This window comes from Ferruginibacter lapsinanis, assembly GCF_020783315.1.
Classification (GTDB): Bacteria; Bacteroidota; Bacteroidia; order Chitinophagales; family Chitinophagaceae; genus Ferruginibacter; species Ferruginibacter lapsinanis.
The window spans coordinates 3,136,377-3,156,991 of the sequence record NZ_CP086063.1; the positions used below are offsets into that span (position 1 = coordinate 3,136,377).

The following is a 20,615-nucleotide window of genomic DNA, read 5'->3' on the forward strand; positions in this document are numbered from 1 at the left end:
CGCCGCCTATAGTAAAAGTTCTGTTAGCCCCCCCCCCGTAATTTTAAAAGTTACATTATTTCTTAATATCCATTGACCATAAACTGTTGATGAGCTACTTGGAACGGCAACAGATACAGGACCGGTAGCCCCACTACCTACATTACTTCCATCCATTATTAAGATATCAGATGTTGTAAAAGTTATATTTGCCCCACTTGCTCCTATCGCAGAACCGCCTACCCCAATATTACTCCAATTAGATTTATCATTAAATGCATTAGATGGTGCGGTGCCCCCCACCCAATAAAATACATTCCCTGCAGTTACTGTATAACTATAATTACTACCACCACTGTTATTTAAGTTGATCGTTCTAAAATCTGCATCAGTTCCGTTTGCAAGAGGACCATCAGATCCGCCAACAGTACCACTACCTGATGTGAAAACATAATACTGAACTGTTGTACCTCCTGCTTGTGCAGGTATTGTTCCAGTATATGTTGTACCTGAACCAGTCATTGCTACTACGGTTGATGTGGAGAAAGAATTGGTTGAGTACCTCAGGTAAACCGCCTGCCCTGTTGCAAAAGATCCAGATAAGGTAGCCGTAACAGTTACTGCCTGGTTTGCATAAACACCGGCACCACTTGTAGGTACCTGAGCAACTGATGATACAGTTTGAATAGTCCCTTGAATAACAAATGCAATACTCTTACTAATACCAGTGTTAAGGCCATCGGTTTTAAAAACAACATTAGAAGAGGCTGTCGGTAGGTTAACTTTCCAGGCATTAGCGCCACCGCAATTCCCATTAGGGGTAGTAACTGTAACGCTATGAGTAAAAGGATCGCCATTAGCATTCGGCTGATACTCACCACAAGGAGTCCCATCGCCATAAAACCTAAAGTATTTATCACCAGAGGTACTTACTGACTTGGTGATTATTAAAGAGCCTCCAACAGAAGAACTCATTGACTGCCCCGCCCCCCAGGAGCCTCCGACAAAATCACCAGAATTAAGAGAGTTTTGAGCAGTAATGCTTAGGATAAAAATGGTTGATAGAAACGCAGTAAGCAATAATTTTTTCATACTAATTTATTAAGGCATAGAATATTTTAAATAATAAATAATTATGCAATAGATTTCCTGGAAGAAATTTTTTGTTGCACAATGATTTTGCAAACAGCATTACTATTTGCATTTTTGGTGCTTAATAAAATAAGGTAAAATAAAAGCTTAAGTAGCTAATAACGAGAGATGTAATTACATGTAAAATGGTTGCATGTATGTAAAAAAAAATGCGCCAATTGGCGCATAAAATTTATTCAAATAATTCTCCCTGAGGATTATTGGGGTCTTTTTTCTTTTCCCACTGCATCTCTACACTTTTGGAGTAGTCGGTGAGTTTTGCTCCCAGTGCCTTCCAGCCCATTACTTCCACTATATTGGCTACCTTTATTTCCGAACTTCTGGCCTGAGTTCCCCTACCACTTTGAACGGTCAATACAGGTTCGGCATCTGTTGTAACAGCTTCAAGATAATTTTCAGCACCTTCTTTGATAAAGAAAAACTTACTATGCAATGTGGTGGTTTCTATCTTAAAGCGTTTTACGCTGAATTGAACTTTTTCTTTATCGTAGTATACTGCCGTGATAATTTTTTCTGCATCAAATTTTTCCATCAACAATACTTTGTCAGGATCAAAACGTTGTGTCAATTCCTGATCGGTAATTTCATAATTACCATCATTATATATAACCAGGATTCTATCTTCCGCATCAAACTTACCAAGATACTGTCCTTTCTCATCTGTATTTAATCTGCCAAATTTATCATCAAACCAAAGTTTTTTGGCATCGAGTGTAGATCTCCCTGCTTCTTTAAATTTAACTGTTTTGATGGGATATTTTGTTACCTGGTTACCGATACTGCTTCTTCCTTTGATCTCCATCTCTTCAAAATAGAAATCCAATTCCTTATTTCTTGCAGAACAATTCGGACTCAATACGATCTTCACCACCTCTGCTTCGCCATTGGCATTTGCACTGAAATAATGTACTTTACTTTTTTCCGAACCTTTTGTAAGATCATACTCTTTATCCCTGGTGATACCAGTCACATTAAAACGTTTGGCATAGCTAACCCCTGTCTTACCGTCAAGATAGATCATATTGTAGGTGGTTCGTTCATCATTTTTTTGAAAAACGGCCACATGTATAATATCTTTTCCAATAAATACTTTCTCTGATACTTTTACCACTTTCATGATTCCTCCTTTGGTAAAAGCAATGATATCATCAAAGTCTGAAACTTCGGCTATTAATTCATCCTTTTTCAAAGCAGTTCCTATAAAGCCATCCGCAAAATTCACGTATAACTTAGTATTGGCAATAGCCACAGCCTTCGCTTGTATGGTATCAAATTGTTTTATCTCCGTTTTACGCTCTCTTCCTTTACCGAATTTCTTCAACAGATTTTCATAATACGCCACTGCATAATCCGTCAAATTTGCAATATCATGTTTTACTTGTTTGATCTCTGCTTCCAATGCTTTGATCTGATCATTCAATTCATCAATATCCAGTCTGTAAATTCTACGTACAGGTTTTTCCGTTAGTTTCACAATATCCTCACGGGTAATATCTCTCTTTAACTGTTTTTTAAATGGTACAAAAGCTTTATCAATCGCCTCAATTACTTTATCCCAGGTCTCATGCTTTTTTTCTAACTCTTTGTATATCTTCTCTTCAAAAAATATTTTTTCCAACGAAGTATAATGCCATTTTTCGAGCAATTCTGCAAGGCGTATCTCTAATTCTTTACGTAGTAATTCTTTTGTATTTTCAGCTGAAATTTTGAGTAACTCTGTTACGCCCAAAAACTGTGGTTTATCTTTTACAATAACACAGGTATTAGGTGAAATGCTTACCTCACAATCGGTGAATGCATACAGTGCATCGATGGTAATATCAGGAGAAATACCGGCTGCTAATTCAATAATGATTTCAACATCAGCAGCAGTATGATCCGTTACTTTTTTAATTTTTATTTTTCCCGAATCATTAGCTTTTACAATGCTCTCCATCAACTGTGTAGTAGTCACACCATAGGGAACACTTCTGATCACCAAAGTCTTTTTATCCACCTCTTCAATGATCGCTCTTACCCTTACTTTACCCCCACGTTTTCCATCATTGTAATTTGATGCATCCATTATACCTCCAGTAAGAAAGTCTGGCAGTAATTCAAACTTTTTACCTCGTAGATATTTAATAGAGGATTCGATCAATTCACAAAAGTTATGAGGCAAAATTTTTGTCGCCAAACCAACAGCAATCCCCTCTGCACCCTGCGCTAATAATAACGGAAACTTCATCGGTAAGGTTACCGGTTCATTTTTTCTGCCATCATAACTTAAAGCCCACTCAGTAGTTTTAGCATTGAATGCCACTTCTAAGGCAAATTTACTTAGTCGGGCTTCGATATATCTTGCAGCAGCAGCTTCGTCTCCTGTTCGTACATCTCCCCAGTTTCCTTGTGTTTCTATCAACAGATCTTTTTGCCCCATATTCACCAACGCATCTCCAATACTAGCATCTCCATGCGGATGATATTGCATGGACTGACCTATAATATTAGCCACTTTATTGAATCTTCCATCATCCATTTCCTTCATGGCATGAAGAATCCTGCGCTGTACTGGCTTTAAGCCATCTTCAATTGCAGGCACTGCTCTCTCCAATATTACATAACTGGCATAATCTAAAAACCAGTTTTTATATTGTCCGCCAATACCGGACTCTGTATGTATGTAGTCTTCTTTGTTTGCTTTTGCCATCTTTCGAATTTGGTAATTTGTTAATTTGAAAATTTGGTGATGGACAACCGTCACATCTTTAAATTTTCAAATCATCAGATCGCTTTTGTCTTAATTTCAAAATCTTTCATATTCTCTATCTTCCCCTGCACATCAAACATCCCCATTGCTATCATTGTTTTTAAACGCCATAATAAATAAGCATCGCCTGTTGTGTGTTTTGCTTTGGCCAAATATTGATGAATGATCTTTGATGCTTTCTGCCAATCGACTGTTATAAATTTTTTCAATTCTGCATCATAAAAATCATAGTCCTCCTGCGTTAATTTCTTCCCGCCTTCCAATAAGCGAACACCTTTATTTTCATTGCAGATCTTTGTCCATTCATCCGGATCAACTTCAAACTCACTCAACGTTATTTCTCTGGCTAATTTTTTAGCTTTTAAAAATTCTTTTGCAGGAATCTCATGTAACCAATTAGGATAGAATACTCCTCCTTTTTCATTGATAAAGGGAAGATTATTCAAATAAAGAATAAACACCCTCCCTTGAAATTCTTTCATATAATTGAGCAGCCAGTAATACCCACATACATCATGTTTATTTTGTGCTGCCCATATCCAGATGATCTCATTTTCATCTCTTCTTAATGTACCCACCAATTCTGCCGCTGTCTTATAATCATCGATCTCATCACTATCTGCTTTCCGCTCATAGTCTCCGCCGGCCAGCACATCATTCCACCACTGTCTGCGTTCTGCTATCCCCTCACCAACATAAATATTATTTAGTGGACCAACCGCGTAGTCATCTTTTATCTGCACAACTTCACCCTGCAACGATTCATCTAATGCGATCGCCTCTTTCAATACATTTACATCTGCTTCGTTAAAAACTACATGAATCATTTATACTAATTAAGAATTAAAAATTAAAAAATATATCGAATCGATAATTCATTATATCCTATTTTGGTGTGATCATATAGTATACACAGGTAGTAAAAAAATTTCTTACCCATGGTATAGCACTGATCACTGCATTTTGTTTTTTGGGTTTCCAGCCGAACTTAAATTCGTAGATCGGATTCAGGAAATAATGAATTTTATTGACTACATTATATCCTGTTTCGTCAACTATTTTTTCAAATCGTTCTATGGATATACCTGTGTCCTTGACTTCTGTGAACGCATCCACATTTTCTTTGAATAATTTCAATATCCCTTTGTAGATAAACATTGGCAACAAATGAAAATAAGGCAGTTTACTCAACAACTTACTTTGCATTACCTGTTGATGCCCTCCAAAAGGCATTTGCCACGGCGGAAATCCAAAGAATACGATTCCATCTTTATTTAAATAATGTTTCATCCATGCAATCAATTTTTTCTGATCATGGATATGTTCAATCACATCTTTTAAAATAATGATATCAAATCGACTCGGAAACTCCTTTTCAACATCTACTTTATAAATATCTTTTGATATAAAAGATACCAATCCTTTATTCATTTCTTCACTCATCCATTCTCTGGCAATAACCAATCTTGGTTCATCCAGTTCTACGCCAACTCCTATACAACCTAAATCTGTAAAGGCTTTTAATACTCCTGCTTCTCCACAACCAATTTCCAACACCCGTGTTCCTGGTGCTATCTTTCTATATTGTTCAATGAAAGGAATAACATACTTACGGGTATTTTCTACCTGCATCTCAAAGTACCGTTTCTTATCCGTGTGAAATTCAAACACTTTTTAAAATTAAATTAAGAATTAATTAAACTTCTTCAACCAAATCAACTTCTACCTTCAGATTGTCAATAATAAAATCCTGTCTTGATTGGGTATTTTTCCCCATATAATATTCAAGCAATTGTTGAATATGTGTATCAGGCAACATCATCACCGGTTGCAATTTCATGTCTCTTCCTATGAATCTTGCAAATTCATCCGGACTGATCTCACCCAAACCTTTAAACCTTGTTATCTCCGGCTTACCGGTCAATTTTTTGATTGCTTCCTGTTTTTCTTTTTCATCATAACAATAAATTGTTTCCTTTTTATCACGTACTCTGAACAAAGGTGTTTCTAATATATATACATGCCCGTTCTTAACCAGGTCAGGAAAGAATTGCAGGAAGAATGTCATTAATAATAACCGGATATGCATACCATCTACATCGGCATCGGTGGCGAATACAATATTGTTGTAGCGTAATGTTTCGTAGCCATCTTCTATGTTTAACGCATGTTGGAGAAGGTTAAATTCTTCATTCTCGTACACCACTTTTTTTGTTAACCCAAAACAATTCAATGGTTTACCACGAAGACTAAAAACAGCCTGTGTATCTACAATACGGGCCTTAGTGATGCTACCACTTGCACTATCTCCTTCGGTAATGAAGATGGTACTCTCTTTTGCTTTTTCAAGAATTTTATCTTTTTCTTTCCCCGTAGCCTCATCATTATAGTGATACTTACAATCTCTTAATTTTTTATTGTGGAGATTGGCTTTCTTAGCTCTTTCGTTAGCTAATTTTCTGATACCGGACAACTCCTTACGCTCTCTTTCATTTTGCTCAATACGCTTTTTAAGTGCGTCGGCAGTAGCAGGATTTTTATGTAAATAATTATCAAGCTCTTTATTTAAAAAATCACCGATAAAATTCCGCATACTTGGTCCACCTTCATACACGTTTTGTGAGCCTAATTTTGTTTTTGTCTGACTTTCAAAAACGGGCTCCTGCACTCTTACACTAATGGCAGCACAAATACTGCCTCGTATATCAGACGCATCATAATCTTTCTTAAAAAACTCTCTGACAGTTTTTATGAAGCCTTCTCTAAAGGCCGCCAGGTGCGTTCCTCCCTGTGTAGTAAACTGTCCGTTTACAAAACTGTAGTACTCTTCGCCATATGCACTTTCATGTGTAATGGCTACTTCAATATCTTCTCCTTTTAAATGAATGATAGGATAACGGATCTCATCAGCATTGGTCTTACGTTCCAACAGGTCCAATAAGCCATTTTTGCTCACAAACCTTTTACCATTCAGGTTCATTACTAAACCGGCATTCAAGTAACAGTAATTCCAAAACTGGTTATCGAGATATTCCTGTACAAAATGAAAATTCTTAAAGATCAGGTCATCGGGAGTAAATTCTACATAAGTACCGTTGTCTTCTTTTGTTGCAACTTCCTTATGTTCTTTCACCAAATTACCTCTTTCAAATTCGGCAGTTTTTTCCTTGCCTTCTCTGTATGCAGTTACTTTAAAGTAATTACTCAATGCATTTACGGCTTTGGTACCCACACCATTCAATCCCACACTTTTTTGAAAAGCCTTGCTATCATATTTAGCTCCGGTATTTATTTTACTTACCACATCTACCACTTTACCCAGTGGAATACCACGTCCGTAATCTCTTACAGAAATAATTTTATCGGTGATCGTTACATCAATATGCTTACCATACCCCATGGTATGTTCATCAATACAGTTGTCGATAACTTCCTTCAGCAATACATAAATCCCATCGTCGGCACTGCTTCCATCACCTAATTTACCGATGTACATACCCGGACGAAGGCGTATATGTTCTTTCCAATCGAGGCTCCGTATGGAGTCTTCTGTATAATCCAATTGTTCTTTTTCTGCCATTTATTTCTTTTTCAGCGTTGCAATATAGTAGAATGACTGCATTTAACAGCTAAATGACTTATCCACACCCTTTTTAAAAATGTTAGAAAATGGCACCGGCTTTGTTTTACCTTCGTAAAAAGAAAATTTGGTGCAGTTACAAACAAACCTGGCTTCGATCGCAGAAGTGGCCATAGCCAAGGAAAAAGAAAACGAGGATTTTAAGGATTTTTTACAATCGAAGGATGCTGCAGCAATAGATGAAATAGTTCACCGGCTCAATACCGAGATATCCCCAAAAATAGATTGTACCACCTGCGGCAATTGCTGTAGATCTTTAATGATAAATGTTTCTGATGCTGAGGCAGATAATCTTGCTAACCACCTGCAGATAAGTACTGCAGACTTGAAAGCAACATATATTGAAAAGGGAGCCGGTGGATTAATGATTATTAATCAAATTCCCTGTCATTTTCTGGAAGGTACAAAATGCAGTATTTACGAACATCGTTTTGCCGGATGCAGGGCATTTCCTCACTTAGACCTTCCGAAATTTACCAGCAGACTCTTTAGCACTTTTATGTACTACAGCATGTGCCCCATCATTTTTAATGTAGTAGAAACATTAAAAACTGAAACAGGTTTTACTCCTCAAATTTGATTATACTTTTTTTAACGTATTCAACCGGTTACTAAAATCTTCTATCTGTATATATGTTGACAGAGAAACATCTTTTAGAAAAGATATTTCCGACACAACATTATACACTAAAAAACAAGTAACATGAAAAAGACAAATGTATTGATGGCAACAGTCATCGCAGCTACAATCGGATTTGTAAGCTGCACTCCTAAAGATGCTGACATTAAAACAGCATTGGAAGAAAAAGTAAAAGCTGCCACTGAGCTGACAGGCGTAACTGTTAGCGACGTAAAAGAAGGAGTCGCTTCACTTTCAGGAGAGTTTAAAGATTCTGCGGCATACGTTAAAGCCAATGATATCCTGACTTCATTACAAAAAGATGTAAAAGGATTGAAATCTTTTACCAGCAACTTTACTGTCATCCCTCCCGTTGCCCCTCCTGCAGCAAAAGCAGAGACTGAAGTGAGCAAATTAACCGATAAGAAATAATTCAATTGTGAACTAAACAACCGAGAAAAAGAATATTGAAAAGGTGTATGCTTTTGCTCAATATCTATCGTTGGTGTACTATTTCAGAAAAGTTATACAAAGGCTGTTCGCTCTACGTGAACGGTCTTTGTATTCTTAGCAGAAGTTAAAATAAAGGAGTTACTTTCATATCTGACCTTAGATCTGACATGACTACTCACGCTACAACTTCTCCCAGACCGCTTTACCAAAATACTCCAGGCTCGGATCCCTTGCTCCCATTAACAACAACACACAGTTTTCTGTGAGATGAGGACGAACTACATCTAAAAACTGGTTTCTGTCTTCTACAAAAAAAGCATTTTTTCCTAACGCTTTTATGTCGTTGATCAGATCATTGGCAGAGATATCTTTTACCGCAGTACCACCGGCATAAAAGATCTCACTCATCCATATTTCATCCTGAGGTCTTAACACGGCTGCTATTTCTTTTACAAAATCTGCTCTTAAAAATCTGGTTGGACCATAACCGTGCGGTTGAAACCATGCAATTACTTTTGGTGCAACATACTGACAGGCAGCTATAGAAGCCGCACACTTTGCCGGATTGTGAGCATAGTCATCTATTACCCAAACACCATTTTTCTGACCTAATATCTGATGACGACGATAGATACCTTCATAATTTCTCAATGCATCGGCGCAGGTTTGTAACGATACGCCCAACTGATTAGCTACTGCAGTGGCGGCGAGGGCATTTTCCATATTGTGCTTGCCAACAGTGTTGATAGAATATTGAATATCGAAGACAGAATATTGAATATTGAACCCTTCCTGCTTAAATCCTTTTGCAATATATCCGGCTGCTGAAGTTTCATCAATCGAAAAATCATTTTTATCACTGGCGGATAATTGTTTTGCCAACGCATTGGATTGATTGACCACAAACAATTCTTTCGTATTTTTTTTAAAAGTGTTGAATATTTGCATCAGTTCATCTATCTCCTGATGGTCTTTATCAATGTTTAGTAATAAACCAACTTCGGGATAATATTGTACGATGCTACCATCACTTTCATCAGCTTCAATTACCAGCCAGTCGCCAGCCCCTACTTTTGCATTACCGATCTTCCCTTGTTTGATAATACTTATCAAACCTGCACCACTGATGATACTTGGTTGCATACCTGCAAATTCTAAAATATCAAACAGCATAGCACTGGTTGTACTTTTTCCTGATGTACCTCCTACTGCAATGGTCTTTTTACTTTTTGCAATAAGTGATAACACTTCGCTTCGCTTTAAGATCGGAATATTTAATTGTTTTGCTTTTTGCACTTCTGCTACCGTATCTTCAATAGCTGTTGATACTACGATCAAATCGGTTTCAGCAGTTATCCCTTCCCCGTTTTGCAAAAAACATTTAATGCCTTCGGCTTCCAGTTTTTCTTTTGTTTCGTTATAAGCATCTGGTGTAAAATACCTATCACTGCCCGAAACATTTTTATTTACACCGGCAAGATATTGTGCAATCGCACTCATACCTGTGCCCGCTACACCAATAAAAAAAACATTCTCGAAATCATCAATAGATCGGATCATAGTAAGTATTATTTAGGCCACTGCCTCATTTTTGTGTAAAGTTTTGTACGCAACCAATATGCTTGTCAGCATAAAAATAGCACCCAATAAAAATGCTGCACCTGCAAAATGCACCGGCGCTTCCGGTTTTGTAAAGTAAGCAAACAAATTAGTAAAGATGATAGGCGCTAAAATATTAGCAATACTCATGATGCTAGTCAACCCTCCCTGTAATTCACCTTGCTCATTGGCCGGCACCTGGCTGGATATGATGGCCTGCAATGCCGGGGTAGCGATCCCTCCCAGACAATACGGAATTAAAAAGACAAACATCATCCAACTCTGAGAAGCAAATGCAAAAAGCATTAAGCCTAGTGAATAGAGAAATAATCCTACATAAATACTATTCTTATTTCCCAGTTTAGGATTAATGATCCGTATCAATCCTCCCTGTACCAGTGCCACTAAAAAACCTACAACCCCTAAAGAGATACCGATCATTTTACTCGTCCAGCTAAATTTTTGAATGGTAAAAAATGACCAGGTGCTTTGTACAGAAAACCCAGCCATGTAAATAAGAAAAAATGAAAAGATCAAACCGCTTACTGCTGTATATTTTTTTAACTGTTTTAAAGTACCAAATGGATTGGCTCTTTTCCAATCGAATGCTCTTCTGTGTTCAACAGACAAAGATTCCGGCAAAACAAAGTATCCATACAAGCAATTCAATAAACTTAATCCGGCTGCCACAATGAATGGGATCCTTGCTCCATACTCACCCAGTAATCCTCCTATCATCGGCCCTATGATAAATCCCAAGCCAAAAGCAGCTCCAACCATACCAAAATTCTTTGCCCTGTTTTCGGCTGTACTTACGTCGGCTATATAAGCGGTAGCAGTGGTAAAACTTGCACCTGCAAACCCGGCAATGATCCTTCCTACAAACAACCAACCAATTGAAGGTGCCAGAAAAAGAAAGATATAATCTATCCCTAAACCTAACAATGATAATAACAGAACAGGACGTCTGCCATATTTATCACTAAGATTCCCCAGCAATGGCGCAAACAAAAATTGCATGATCGCATATACGAATGTGAGCCATCCACTATAAGTAGAAGCCTGACTGATATTTCCATGTATCAACTCTTCTATCAGTTTAGGAACAACCGGGATAATTAAACCAATTCCCGTTACATCAATTAATAGTGTGATAAATATAAAACTGACTGCGGCATTTCTGTTGAATGTATTCACCTCTTTAATCATGGGGCAAAGATGGGGCTTTTAGAAAAACTAAAAAAGTATGTGTGATAATTTTCACAAAGCTTCACAGAGAACTCACTGAGTACACGGAGACAGCTTTCATATTTACATACTCTCTATAAGGCTTTGTGTCCTTTGTGATAGCAATAAAAAAGGAGTCCTGCCAGAACTCCTTAAAGAAATTAAAACACGGCAAATTAAAAATCAAGCTATTTAACCTTACTAAAAGTGAATCCGATAACAGCGCCTGATACTGCACACATTACTGTAAATGCAACCACATCCGCCAGTACTGCTGTTCGGCTTGCCAGGTAAGTAGTAGCATACATAATTGAATCGTAGCTACTGCTAATCAGTAAACCTACTACTGCAGCCAATGTTAATCCTCCCATCAATGAGTTAACATTTGCTTTTAAGAAAATATATGCCAGTAAAAATCCCGACAAAATATTTCCCAGGATCAAATAAGGAAACATTGGCATTGGCCGACTTACTCCTATTGGAGCCGGCAAAGCTGTATGGCTCGACATAAAGTCCATTAGCATTATTCCATAGATAAGCCATCCTAAGAGGAAGAATACAACTCCTCCAACAATACCTCCAATAAATAGTTTTTTGAAGTTCATAAGTAATGGTTTTAGTTAAATGATAAATGATTTTCTACAAAGTAGTAATTTGGATTTCTTTTTGCAATAGGTCCATAAAGTATGGAATATCCGTCTTAAGCTAATATTAACATTTGTGGAAAACCTTTCAGGTTTTTACAACGTATTTATAGAAAACAATTAGTCATGAAATCAATTTTTGCTACTATTCTTTCTATCGTAAGCTTTATCTCTTGTGCACAAACACAAACGAGTAACGTTGCTATTCCTAAAGGAATAAGTAAAGCCCCCACCACTAAAGAATCTGTGGCAACATTTGCCGAAGGCTGTTTCTGGCATGCAGAGATCGTTTTTCAAAGTTTGAAGGGTGTCAGAGATGCTGTATCGGGTTATTCGGGAGGACACGATAAAAGACCTGATTACGAAAAAGTAGCTGGTGGCAGTACCGGGCATGCTGAAGCTGTGCAGGTCTATTACGATTCTACTAAAATAAGTTTTGAAACACTGGTTGCTGCTTTTTTTGCCAGCCAGGATCCTACAACGCTTAACAGACAGGGAAATGATGTAGGGACAGAATATCGGTCTATCGCATTTTACAGGAATGAAACTGAAAAACAGATCATTGAAGCTGAAATAAAACGTCTGACAACTGCCAAAAAATATAAAAACAAGATCGTTACTCAGGTGATTCCTTTCGATAGGTTTTATCCTGCCGAAACATACCATCAGGAGTATATCGCTATGCATCCCGAAAACCCTTATGTACAAAATGTGTCTATTCCCGATTTTTTAAAATTTAAAAAAGAATTTAAGGGGAATTTTAAGTAAAGTAGAAATAGGTTGTTTTACGTATTAAATCCCTTTAAAAGGCCTGAAAGTGTAATTCCTGTTAATAACTATACGTTACCAAAATGGGTTACCTTTGCCCGAAACCGGTATTAAAGGGCAAAACAAGGGACTTTTCTATACTTACATCATTGTTTTTCAACGATTGGTGGCTAAAATCCCGGAATCTATCAAACAAACACACATATGGTACAAAAAACTTATTTCAAGACAAAAGATTATTGTAAAGTAAAATTTACTTTTAACGTAGAAAACGCTGAAACAGTAGAAATCCTTGGTTTAAACAGCGATTGGGAAAATTCAATCATCCTTAGTAAGAAAAAAGACGGCAGTTTTACAGCAGATGTTTCTTTGCCAAAAAATACAAAACACGAGTTTAAATACTTAGTAAACAAAACCGAATGGGTTACGGAAACTGAAGCAGACGGACAAAATGCTGATGGTTTTGGTGGAAACAACAGTTTACTTGTAATCGAAGCATAATTTATTTAATGGCCGGTATTTTCCGGCCATTATTTTTTACAGCCTGGATGCTAACATCCATGGCTATATCTTTATCGTTCGGGTATTTTATAAAGGCTTTATATTTGTACTAATACATCATTTACGTCAGCCTTTTATTGAATGCTAAAAAACTCCTATCTATATAGGCTATACGCTAAAAGCAAACTTTGGTTTGTATTTTTCTGTGTCTTCATTTCTCTCTCTCTCTTTACACATAAAACCGGTGTAGAAATAACTCCATTTTTTGTTTGGGGCATGTACAGTAATATTGATACTGTCAAACCTTCCTACGATATTCTAGAAGTCACCATCAACAATAATGAAAAAATACGATTAGATCAAACCTGGGCTGAACCCTACAGAATGATGATCTATACCAGCTTTGACAAATACCAGCATTATGCAGATGATGGCTATGTTGATTCAATGACATATTACAGGAAAGGAGAAAAAGGGGCAATCAGACGCATCCAGTATTTTTTTGCCTCTCACTTAGCTAACCAGCAGGAAAACATTCTGCAATACCCCGCCTGGCTTAAAAGATATATAGCACATGCACTTAATAAGAACGTAGAAACTATACAGGTTGATAAGATCAGTTTTACTTACAACGAAAAAGGATTTGCAACGATCATCAGTAAAAAAAATTTACTTAGCCAATGAGAACTGATATTGCAAACAATAAGGAAAGAATAGTACTCACCAGAATGGTGTTTGGCTTTATTTTATTTGCAATACTTTTCCGATACATCAATCATAGTTTGCTTAGCAACATGCAGGCTCCGGTATTAAAATACCCTTTGATTGATTACACGTATTGGTTGATCCATTTCAGTGGAGTGCCTGATATCATTACCTCAAATATTTATTTATCCGTTTTATTTGATATCAGTTTAACACTCACTGCGATCATGGTATTTTGTTTCCCATTAAAACGAACTTTTGCAATATTATTTACACTACTTTATTTTTTCTATTTCATTTGTTATAACAGCTATGCGATGCATCACTCCCATCCCATGGCTGGGATATTTTTCCTTTCTTTCGCATTCTGGCCAAAGAAAGATGCTACATTTAAAATTGTTTGGGAAGGCATCCGTTATATAGTGATCTTTATTTATGTAGATGCCTTTGTATTTAAACTGTTGAATGGTGCAGTATTTAACCCAACACAAGGCATGGCAAATGTGAAGGAAAATATTGGTTGGATAATGTTAGGAACAGATACTCCCATTTTCTCCAAAGATTTTTATGCTTTTTTTTTACGCCATAATATGTTGATGCAGGCTGGATACCTGATGGTTGTTTTTTTAGAAGGCATAATTGTTCTGGGATTTTTTACGAAAAAATTCGATAAATATTTGTTCTGGTGCCCTATTCTTATCCATGCTATTAACTATATTTTTGTAGATGTTTGCTTTGCAGAGATGACGATCGTTTCGATTGTTTTTCTGAACACCTCCAAAATACCTTATCTTGTACAAAACCTTTTTTATTATCAACCCAATCATTTTTTTCAGAAATTCTATTTAAAAAATGAAAAAACTTATTTGTAAAATATTTGGTTTTAGAGAAGAAATGCCATTGAGTTTTTACATGGCTGACTTTTTTTTCAGAAGACTCTTGAGAATAAATGCGGATGTACCATGGGCTGTGCATCATACAAGCAGAGTGATCAATGCCAAAAATATTACCCGAGGTATCAATGTTTTTCCCGGCGACTCTCCGGGAAATTTTATTGATGCAAGTAACGGTATCAGCATTGGCGACTATACCAATATAGGGCCTAATGCAGGATTGATAACCGCCAATCATAATCTCATCGATAATTCAATATTCGATCCAGCTCCTCCTATCAAAATAGGTAAGTTTTGCTGGATTGGGATGAATGTAGTAATATTACCCGGAGTGGAGTTAGGCGATTTTACAGTTGTAGGTGCAGGAGCCGTGGTATCAAAAAGTTTTACAGAAGGATATTGTGTGTTGGGTGGTGTGCCGGCAACAATCATTAATCATCTCGATAAAAATACTTGTGACGAATTCAGCAGAACAAAATATCAACGTTGACAATTTTTTGAAAAAAAAAATTGCTACCAGATCCCTGCTCCTGCTTATCAGCAAACTTCTCCCCGTTGCTGTTCAGTTATTGATCATCTTTATTTTTTCAAGGCGTTTATCTTATGATGACTATGGCAGTTATCAATCTATATGGCTTTATATTGGCGTATTAAGTGCGATCGGACTTTTTGGATTGCCTTCTTTATTATTATCGTCTTCCCTGCAAAATATCCTGACATGGATAAAGGAAAATAAAAAAACAGCTATCCCGATCTTTGTATTGCTCAATTTATTACCGATCGTTTATCTGCTTACAATGGTGCAGCATTTCACTATCGGGACCAAACTTTTACTGTTAACAGTATTAATAGCACAAAATATTTCAATCATTATTGAAACAATTGCTATAAAAAATGAAAACGAAAAAAGGGTTGTTATCAGCAATATAATTTTTGCAGCGTTTTTTTTAACATGGCATCTATATGTTTTAAACAGTGGCTATTCACTTATAAAACTTCTACCGGGTTTATTGCTGTTATATATTATAAAAAGCTTGTTTTTATTACAAAAGAAAAACAATGCATTACCCGACCAGCACACAATTTTAGCGGAAGACAATATCGGCAAACAATGGCTTTACCTGGGGATTAATGATGTATTGGGTATGTTGTTCAAGTGGCTTGATAAATGGGTGATCCTTTTATTGGTTACTACAGCTCAATTCGCTGTCTATTTTAATGGAGCTTATGAGATTCCCATATTTGCATTGCTTGTAAGTGCTGTAGGTAACATTATGATCGTAGAAATGAGCAAGAAAAAGTCTGCCACTTCAGGTGGAATATCTGAATTGTTTGCTACTTCTTCGCTTTTGCTGGCTTCGATCGTTTTCCCATCATTTTGTTTTTTACTATTTTACTATCAGGATTTTTTTACGCTTTTTTTCAGCGAAAAATATCTGGCATCCATCCCTTTTTTTGTGATCAGTATTTTTATCCTACCTGCACGTATCACCAATTACACTGTGGCATTACAGGTATTCCACAAAAGTGACATCATTGTAAAAGGTGCTGTATTGGATATTGGTGTGGCAATTTTACTAATGCTAGTTTTATATCCTTTTTTAGATTTTAGAGGCATTGCTCTTGCATTTGTATTATCCACTTATATCCAAATCGGTTATTACTTGTGGCATACAGGTAAATTATTGAATAAACGGATCATCGACTTTTTCCCAATAAAAAAACTGGTGGGATGGATGTTATTTGCCTTAGCAATTACTTGTGCAGGAAAATTCTCTTCAGTGCTATTATCCTCAATGTCCAGACTTGTTATCGGCATTTGTGTCTGCGGAATAGCCTCTGTCGGCTTATTTTTGTATTACTTTTTTCAGGAAAGAAAATCCATCTAACGGTTATGTCATTATTAAAAAAATTAAATAGCAGAGCAAAAACAGAAGCCAATACTGGATTTGGAAATAATCCTGCGGATTATGGCGGCAGATTTGTTAATAAAAACGGACAGCCAAATATTGATAAGAGAGGAGTTGGTGTCTTTGAAAAAATAAGTTGGTATCATACGCTGTTGCAATTGCCTCGCTGGAAATTTTTATTGATGCTGATCATTTTTTACACCGTCATTAATTTTCTTTTTGCAAACATTTATTATTTTATCGGAGTAGAACACCTGGAAGGATTAACTGCCACTACGGAAATACAAAAATTTGGCGAAGCATTTTTTTTCAGCGCCCAAACATTTACAACAGTTGGATATGGCAGAATAAGCCCTGTTGGGTTTATAACCAGTGCCATTGCAGCATTTGAGGCCTTGATTGGCTTGTTAAGCTTCGCTATTGCTACAGGGTTGTTTTATGGACGTTTCAGCAGGCCGAAAGCCTATTTACGTTTTAGTGATAATATGATATTGGCTCCTTTCAAAGATGGCCTGGCTATTATGATGAGAGTTGCTTCATACAAAAACAATAATTTGACCGATGCCGAAGCGAAAGTTATTGCAGGATTAATGATTGAAGAAAATGGGAAAACAACTAACAAGTTTTTTCGAATGGACTTGGAGTACAACACCGTTAATGCACTTACATTAAGCTGGACGATTGTACACCCTATTAATGAAAACAGCCCTTTTTATAAATTCTCATTAGATGATTATAAAAGCATTAAAGGTGAAGTTTTATTATTTATTAAGGCATTTGATGACATGTTCAGCAATACTGTAGTTGCCCGTACTTCCTATACATTAGATGAACTGATCATTGGGGCAAAATTTGTTCCGATGTTCCATCGCAGCAGCGATAATGGGAAAACCATCCTGGAGATAGAAAAATTAAATTCTTATGTACCTGCAGATATCAACTCTTTATTAAGTTGATTGTCTAAAAATCATAGAAATACCTGGTCCTGTTTATTTTCAGGTCTCTTAGTATTCCCGATTTAGGACTGATAGAAATATTAAAGAAGCGGTATCTTCCTACAGGAGAAATATTTATCCCCATTTGCCAGCAATGCATTTCTCTGGACAATGAAAGTGATAATGTGCCTAGTTCCTTTTGTGTGATATTATAAAAACCATTCATTCCTATTTGCCATCTGGGAGACAATCCCAATGTGCCATTCCAGTTGACATCCTGATAAAAATTTGTCTGAAACCCGCTGTAATCTGCTTTTCTCTCCCTGGTAAAACGTAGTGAATAAGAAAGATTGATTGACCAGGGAATACTAAAGTCTGCAAATTCTGCCGGATTACTATTTATATAAGCAGCTTCTGTCTGATATTCATCCAATGGCATTCCGGTTGCCGGATTGTAGGGTTGGCCGGTAAGAGGCTGTTGTTGATTCGTATTTTTATTATCCTTTTTACTGCCGCCCTGGAACCTGCTCGACATAGAAACATTTCCTCCCATAAGTCTGCCTAAAGTAGCCCATTTCCGCTTCCATATCAACTGCTTAATTCTTTCTCCTTTTGCGTCTACGTCATAAGGATCTAAAGTAGCATTGGCTGTAATATTCAACTTATCAAACAAGTTTGTTCTTGCACTCACACTCAACAGACTTAATTGAAAAGAGTCAATTAAAAAATTATACCCGCCACTTAAACTTAACCCATCTATAAGGGTAATTTTTTTCGAAGCATCCTGGGCAGTATCTCTTTTATTCCGCACTTTCATTTGAATATTATTGTCTAGCCCAAAAGATATTCCACCAAATTTGCCTTCGCCAAAAGCCCCGAATAAACTTCCCTCATAAACTGAAAATCTTGCCTCTCTTCCCGTCTCATCTATTTGGGTATTATAATAAGACCTGCGATTCATATCAGGCTTATAATTAAAGCTAATGGTGGGACGAATCTCATGGCGGATAGCCTGTATCTTGGAACCTTTTTTAAATCCAAACAAACCGAAAATTCTGGTTGAAACCCCTACTCCATAAGACATTTCTCTTGCAGCAAAAAAACCTCTGGTTATATTGGTATCTACTTTATTATCAACTGCATTCCAACTTCTTATAAATTTTTTCTGATACCATCTTTCTGTGTAACTAACACTTGGCATTATTTGTAAGGGTCCCAACTGCGGTAACGATAAACTTATCGGGATGTTATGATTAGCGCCCCACTGCAAGTTGTTAGTGATCTGATTAAAGATCGGCAATGGGCTTACTGTTTTGTCATCAGAAAAATAAGTAAGACTCTTTGCGTTCGAGTTCAATGCCAGCCCTATATTTTCATACCATTTCAACGTACCTGCAGCTTCTTTTCTTCTAAATGGATATTGTGTATTCAGGTTAAAGCTGACCTCAGGCAATGTTACATTTATGATCCTGTCAACTGTATTCTGATTATGATTTGCATTGATGGAAATATTATAAGGTTTATCCTTCCACACCTTTGCATATTGTATGGTAGAATATAATCGGTTACTAAAGTTTCTCATCGGACTGTTAGGCACTAATGAGTTAAACTTACTACTGCCGGCATTTACATTTGCACTAAAACTAACTCCGGGCCTCGCCTTGCTGTCAACAGAATGCCCCCAACGAAAGTTGAAGGTCTTACTGGAAGAATAGTCAGGATCTCCCTTAAAATTATATTTGAATTTTTGGTAGTCAATATTAAAACTCCCCTGATAATGATATCGTTTAAAGTAGCGTGGACTAACACTTGCAGTCCAACCTCCATAAGAATATAGTGTACCCCTAGTCGTTATATCCCAGTTATCACTAAGTACCTTATAATAGCCAAGACCTTCCAATGCAAGCCCTAACTGGTCATTTGCCGTAAACGTTGGTGCCAGTAAACCCGAATGCCTTCCTTGAGATAAAGGATAAATACCAAATGGCAGATAAATTGGTAAAGGTATCCCTTCAAATTCAGGATGAACAGGCCCGGTTATCGCCATTTTCTTATTAATGAATTTGATCTTACGACTAACAAATGCAAAATGTGGTGTATCTAAATTACAGGTTGTAAAACGACCATTCTTGGCATAAAAAACTTTATCATCAACTTTTTTTATTTTTTCGCCATATACATACATTTCTCCTTGTTGAGTATAGGTGCCTTTTGTAAGCCCCTTACCCGTCTTCATATTAAACTCTATCGTATCACTGACAGATTTAAAATCACTTTGGTTAAATGTTGGAAAAGCAATTACCTTCCCCAGGCTATCTTTTTTTAAAGATGCTGTTACCAGATTAGTTGACTGATCAAATTCTATCCCCGGAGCTGTTAATTCATTGTCTTTATATTTTGTACGAGCGTCTTTTCCATACAGGTATATTTTTTTACCGGGTACATCTAATACCATAGAATCATCCGCATGATAAACTACCGGAGCATCTAATGAATCTTTTGATGCTTTTACATTCAACGTATCAACTTTAGTTTGTATAATTAACGTATCATCTCCGGGGATGGTATCTATTATATATTTTTTCATCTCATGGATACTATTGACAATATTGCCATTCTCGTTATCATGAGCAGCCCCTTTTATCGGCGTTAAAATTTTGTAAAAATGTAGCAGAGATGAATTACTTCCGCTGGATATTAACGTCATTGCAGATAACAATAACACAGCTAAAGAAGCCGATATATATTTTGCCTTACCTTTGTAGTTGTTATTCATCGCAGTTAGGCGCAAAAATAATCATATTAGCCACAACTAGTTGTGAATAAAGTCTTATAAATATT

At 36.6% G+C, this 20,615-nt stretch carries 18 protein-coding genes; 9 read left to right on the top strand and 9 right to left on the bottom strand.

The window, feature by feature from the left end; translation table 11 throughout:
• Positions 1–6: 6 nt before the first annotated feature.
• The 5 genes from LK994_RS13045 to LK994_RS13065 form a co-directional block, all read right to left on the bottom strand.
• Positions 7–1,071, bottom strand: a complete 1,065-nt coding sequence (locus tag LK994_RS13045; RefSeq protein ID WP_229760532.1) for a hypothetical protein — start codon at positions 1,069–1,071, stop codon at positions 7–9.
• Positions 1,072–1,303: 232 nt separating this feature from the next.
• Positions 1,304–3,820: a DNA gyrase/topoisomerase IV subunit A gene (locus tag LK994_RS13050; protein WP_229760533.1), complete on the bottom strand. Its 2,517-nt coding sequence runs from the start codon at positions 3,818–3,820 to the stop codon at positions 1,304–1,306.
• 74 nt (positions 3,821–3,894) lie between these two features.
• A complete protein-coding gene (locus LK994_RS13055) occupies positions 3,895–4,707 on the bottom strand; it encodes a DUF1835 domain-containing protein (protein ID WP_229760534.1) in 813 nt (270 codons plus the stop codon).
• A 58-nt stretch (positions 4,708–4,765) separates the two neighbouring features.
• Positions 4,766–5,512 carry a class I SAM-dependent methyltransferase gene (locus tag LK994_RS13060; RefSeq protein ID WP_229760535.1) on the bottom strand — a complete coding sequence of 249 codons (747 nt, stop codon included), beginning with the start codon at positions 5,510–5,512 and terminating at the stop codon, positions 4,766–4,768.
• Positions 5,513–5,576: 64 nt separating this feature from the next.
• The gene (locus LK994_RS13065) at positions 5,577–7,460 is read right to left on the bottom strand and encodes a DNA topoisomerase IV subunit B (protein WP_229760536.1); all 1,884 of its coding nucleotides are present in this window, start codon (positions 7,458–7,460) and stop codon (positions 5,577–5,579) included.
• 130 nt (positions 7,461–7,590) lie between these two features.
• Here LK994_RS13065 and LK994_RS13070 point away from each other — a divergent pair, with 130 nt between their 5' ends.
• Together LK994_RS13070 and LK994_RS13075 are read left to right on the top strand one after the other, a co-directional pair.
• Positions 7,591–8,100, top strand: coding sequence for a YkgJ family cysteine cluster protein (locus tag LK994_RS13070; RefSeq protein ID WP_229760537.1), 510 nt, complete (start codon positions 7,591–7,593; stop codon positions 8,098–8,100).
• A gap of 123 nt (positions 8,101–8,223) precedes the next feature.
• Entirely contained in the window at positions 8,224–8,571 is a 348-nt protein-coding gene (locus tag LK994_RS13075) for a hypothetical protein (RefSeq protein WP_229760538.1), read from the top strand.
• Positions 8,572–8,772: 201 nt separating this feature from the next.
• On the opposite strand, the gene LK994_RS13080 is transcribed toward LK994_RS13075, so the two are convergent.
• The 3 genes from LK994_RS13080 to LK994_RS13090 form a co-directional block, all read right to left on the bottom strand.
• Complete coding sequence (locus LK994_RS13080) at positions 8,773–10,152, bottom strand: UDP-N-acetylmuramate--L-alanine ligase (RefSeq protein WP_229760539.1); 1,380 nt, start codon at positions 10,150–10,152, stop codon at positions 8,773–8,775.
• A gap of 12 nt (positions 10,153–10,164) precedes the next feature.
• The gene (locus LK994_RS13085; protein WP_229760540.1) at positions 10,165–11,400 is read right to left on the bottom strand and encodes a TCR/Tet family MFS transporter; all 1,236 of its coding nucleotides are present in this window, start codon (positions 11,398–11,400) and stop codon (positions 10,165–10,167) included.
• A 206-nt stretch (positions 11,401–11,606) separates the two neighbouring features.
• On the bottom strand, positions 11,607–12,023 hold the full coding sequence (locus LK994_RS13090; RefSeq protein ID WP_229760541.1) for a hypothetical protein: 417 nt from the start codon (positions 12,021–12,023) through the stop codon (positions 11,607–11,609).
• Between the two features lie 165 nt (positions 12,024–12,188).
• Here LK994_RS13090 and msrA point away from each other — a divergent pair, with 165 nt between their 5' ends.
• From msrA to LK994_RS13125, 7 genes are all read left to right on the top strand, one after another.
• Entirely contained in the window at positions 12,189–12,830 is a 642-nt protein-coding gene (gene msrA, locus LK994_RS13095) for a peptide-methionine (S)-S-oxide reductase MsrA (RefSeq protein WP_229760542.1), read from the top strand.
• 204 nt (positions 12,831–13,034) lie between these two features.
• On the top strand, positions 13,035–13,331 hold the full coding sequence (locus tag LK994_RS13100; protein WP_229760543.1) for an isoamylase early set domain-containing protein: 297 nt from the start codon (positions 13,035–13,037) through the stop codon (positions 13,329–13,331).
• Between the two features lie 276 nt (positions 13,332–13,607).
• Complete coding sequence (locus LK994_RS13105) at positions 13,608–14,015, top strand: hypothetical protein (RefSeq protein WP_229760544.1); 408 nt, start codon at positions 13,608–13,610, stop codon at positions 14,013–14,015.
• Entirely contained in the window at positions 14,012–14,908 is an 897-nt protein-coding gene (locus LK994_RS13110) for a hypothetical protein (RefSeq protein ID WP_229760545.1), read from the top strand. Before LK994_RS13105 ends, LK994_RS13110 begins: the two co-directional genes overlap by 4 nt.
• Entirely contained in the window at positions 14,889–15,419 is a 531-nt protein-coding gene (locus LK994_RS13115) for an acyltransferase (protein WP_229760546.1), read from the top strand. The genes LK994_RS13110 and LK994_RS13115 overlap by 20 nt, the downstream gene beginning before the upstream one ends.
• Positions 15,420–15,426: 7 nt before the next feature.
• Positions 15,427–16,818: a lipopolysaccharide biosynthesis protein gene (locus LK994_RS13120; protein WP_229760547.1), complete on the top strand. Its 1,392-nt coding sequence runs from the start codon at positions 15,427–15,429 to the stop codon at positions 16,816–16,818.
• Between the two features lie 5 nt (positions 16,819–16,823).
• On the top strand, positions 16,824–17,795 hold the full coding sequence (locus tag LK994_RS13125; RefSeq protein ID WP_229760548.1) for an ion channel: 972 nt from the start codon (positions 16,824–16,826) through the stop codon (positions 17,793–17,795).
• 4 nt (positions 17,796–17,799) lie between these two features.
• On the opposite strand, the gene LK994_RS13130 is transcribed toward LK994_RS13125, so the two are convergent.
• Complete coding sequence (locus LK994_RS13130; protein WP_229760549.1) at positions 17,800–20,550, bottom strand: putative LPS assembly protein LptD; 2,751 nt, start codon at positions 20,548–20,550, stop codon at positions 17,800–17,802.
• Positions 20,551–20,615: the final 65 nt, after the last annotated feature.